Origin of the sequence: Dietzia sp. HMSC21D01, assembly GCF_001815995.1 — a bacterium.
Taxonomy (GTDB): domain Bacteria; phylum Actinomycetota; class Actinomycetes; order Mycobacteriales; family Mycobacteriaceae; genus Dietzia; species Dietzia cinnamea.
Genome location: NZ_KV823910.1, coordinates 1 through 2,480, shown reverse-complemented (window position 1 = coordinate 2,480; position 2,480 = coordinate 1). Strand labels below are relative to the sequence as shown.

The 2,480-nt window shown below is 71.4% G+C and carries 2 protein-coding genes and 1 pseudogene; all 3 read right to left on the bottom strand.

All coding sequences use genetic code 11. From position 1 onward, the window contains the following. Positions 1-46: 46 nt before the first annotated feature. The gene (locus HMPREF3086_RS08725; RefSeq protein ID WP_070721383.1) at positions 47-631 is read right to left on the bottom strand and encodes an Rv2732c family membrane protein; all 585 of its coding nucleotides are present in this window, start codon (positions 629-631) and stop codon (positions 47-49) included. Then, entirely contained in the window at positions 619-2,187 is a 1,569-nt protein-coding gene (miaB, locus tag HMPREF3086_RS08720) for a tRNA (N6-isopentenyl adenosine(37)-C2)-methylthiotransferase MiaB (protein WP_141764034.1), read from the bottom strand. Before miaB ends, HMPREF3086_RS08725 begins: the two co-directional genes overlap by 13 nt. A 26-nt stretch (positions 2,188-2,213) precedes the next feature. After that, positions 2,214-2,480, bottom strand: a pseudogene (locus tag HMPREF3086_RS08715) (regulatory protein RecX); the annotation flags it as partial.

Sequence of the window (2,480 nt, the reverse complement as noted above, 5' to 3'; positions counted from 1 at the left end):
GGCCGGTGAGGCCCGGCCGGGCTCGAACGCTTCTGGGTACGCGGGGTCAGGCCCCGTCGCCGTGCCGCGCGTCCTCTTCCAGCTGTCGCTGCTCGGGAGTCCGCGACCACAGCACCGCGGCGAGGGTGGCGACCAGCGCCAGCACGAGCAGTTCGCTGAGGTAGAGGCCGAAGCCCGGCCCGCCGAAGTCCTGGAAGTCCGCGTTGGGCCCGCGGCCGGACTGGCGCAGCCAGATCGCCAGCACGCCGTACACGGCGGCCACACAGGCCGTGCTCCACGCGATGCCGGCGGCCCACCACTTCTGCGTCAGGATCATTACGGCGCCGAAGACGATGGTGCCCACCGAGTACAGGAGGACGAACAGATGGGACGGTAGCGACGTGTACTGCTCGCGGGCCACGTCGGTGAAGAACAGGACGTCGAATCCGCGGACGCCGTCGCTGTGCGGGAGCGCGAGCGCTGCGGCGAGCAGCACGATGAGGACGGCCGAGGCGAGGTAGGCCCGGCCGATCACGAGCGTGCGTCCGAGGATGCGGTCCTTCGAGCGCAGTTCCGATTCCGCGTTGCGGGTGACCTCCATGATCCCCGCGATCGGGTCGGGTCGGTCGTCGTCGGTGCTCACGTGGGGCATCCCTTCTCGATGGTGGCGGCGGGGGCCGTCTCGCGGCGGAGGGTGGGGAGCCCGAGGCCGACGCCGATGGGCGGGGTCTCGGGCTTGAGGCCCTCCTCGTGGCGGTCTCCGGCGCGGGTGGCGCGGTAGCTGAGGACGCCGTCGTCGGCGAGCAGGTGGTGCGGCGCTGCGGCGGTGACGCGGGTGGTGATGACGTCTCCGGGGCGTACCCGGTCGGCGGCGTCGCCGACGGGCGCGAAGTGCACGAGGCGACCGTCGCGGGCGCGGCCAGTCATGCGGGCGGTGGCGGCGTCCTTGCGGCCCTCGTCTGCGGTGACGAGGAGTTCGACGACGCGCCCGACCTGTGCCCGGTTCTCCTCCAGGGTGATCCTCTCCTGGAGCGCGATGAGCCGCTCGTACCGCTCCTGGACGACGGCCTTGGGGATCTGGTCCTCCATCGTGGCCGCCGGGGTGCCGGGCCGGGGTGAGTACTGGAAGGTGAAGGCGCTGGAGAAGCGGGCCTTTTCGACCACGTCGAGGGTCGCCTGGAAATCCTCCTCGGTCTCACCGGGGAAGCCGACGATGATGTCGGTGGTGATGGCGGCGTGCGGCATGGCCGCGCGGACGCGGTCGATGATGCCGAGGAACCGCTCGGACCGGTAGGAGCGACGCATCGCGCGCAGGATGCGGTCGGATCCGGACTGCAGCGGCATGTGGAGTTGTGGGCAGACGGTCGGGGTGGACGCCATGGCCTCGATGACGTCGTCGGTGAACTCGGCGGGGTGGGGCGAGGTGAACCGGATCCGCTCGATGCCCTCGATCCGACCGGCCGCGCGCAGGAGTTTGGCGAAGGCTCCCTTGTCGGAGGGCTCGTCGGGATCGTGGAAGGACCGCCCATAGGCGTTGACGTTCTGGCCGAGTAGCGTCACCTCGAGCACTCCCTCGTCGGCGAGGGCCTGCATCTCCGCGAGGACCTCGCCGGGGCGGCGGTCCACCTCCTTGCCGCGGAGGGACGGCACGATGCAGAAGGTGCAGGTGTTGTTACAGCCGACGGAGACGGAGACCCAGCCGGCGTAGGCGGAGTCACGGGTCGCGGGCAGGGTCGACGGGAAGTGCTGCAGGGAGTCGGCGATCTCCACCTCGGCCCGTTCGTTGTGCCGCGAGCGGTCCAGGAGGGTCGGCAGGTGCCCGAGGTTGTGGGTGCCGAACACGACGTCTACCCACGGCGCGCGGGATACGACGGCGTCCTTGTCCTTCTGCGCCAGGCATCCGCCGACGGCGATCTGCAGCCGGGGGTTGGCGTCCTTCCACGGCCGCAGGTGGCCGAGGGTGCCGTAGAGCCGGTTGTCGGCGTTCTCACGAACCGCGCAGGTGTTGAACACGACGAGATCCGGCAGGGCGCCGGACGCCGGATCGGCGTCGCCCTCGAAGGGCACATAGCCGGCGGCGTCGAGCACCCCGGAGAGGCGCTCGGAGTCATGGACGTTCATCTGGCATCCGAAGGTGCGCACCTGGTAGGTGCGGCGGTCCACGCCCTCGGCGGGGGCGTCCTGCGCCGCCGGATGCAGGTCGGTCACGAGAGAATCCACGCAGGCCAGGGTACTCAGGGCGAGGCGTGGGCCGCCAATTCGGCGTCCACGACCGACATCGCCAACCCCGTGGGATAACCCCGCCGGGCGAGGAACGCGACGAGCCGGCGTCGCTCCCCCTGTGCCTCGGGCCCGGAGCGTGCGGCGTCCGGGCGTCTGGCGAGCCGTGCGCGCACCAGTTCCGCGGCCTGCCGTCGCTCGTCGGCGTCGTCGATGTCGGCCACCGCGTGGGCGATGTGGCCCTCGGCCACGCCCTTGTCGCGCAGCTCCCGCTCGAGCGC

Bases quoted from the DNA above. Each gene is read 5' to 3' on its own strand.
- HMPREF3086_RS08725 (WP_070721383.1), bottom strand. From the start codon at position 631: ATGCCCCACGTGAGCACCGACGACGACCGACCCGACCCGATCGCGGGG.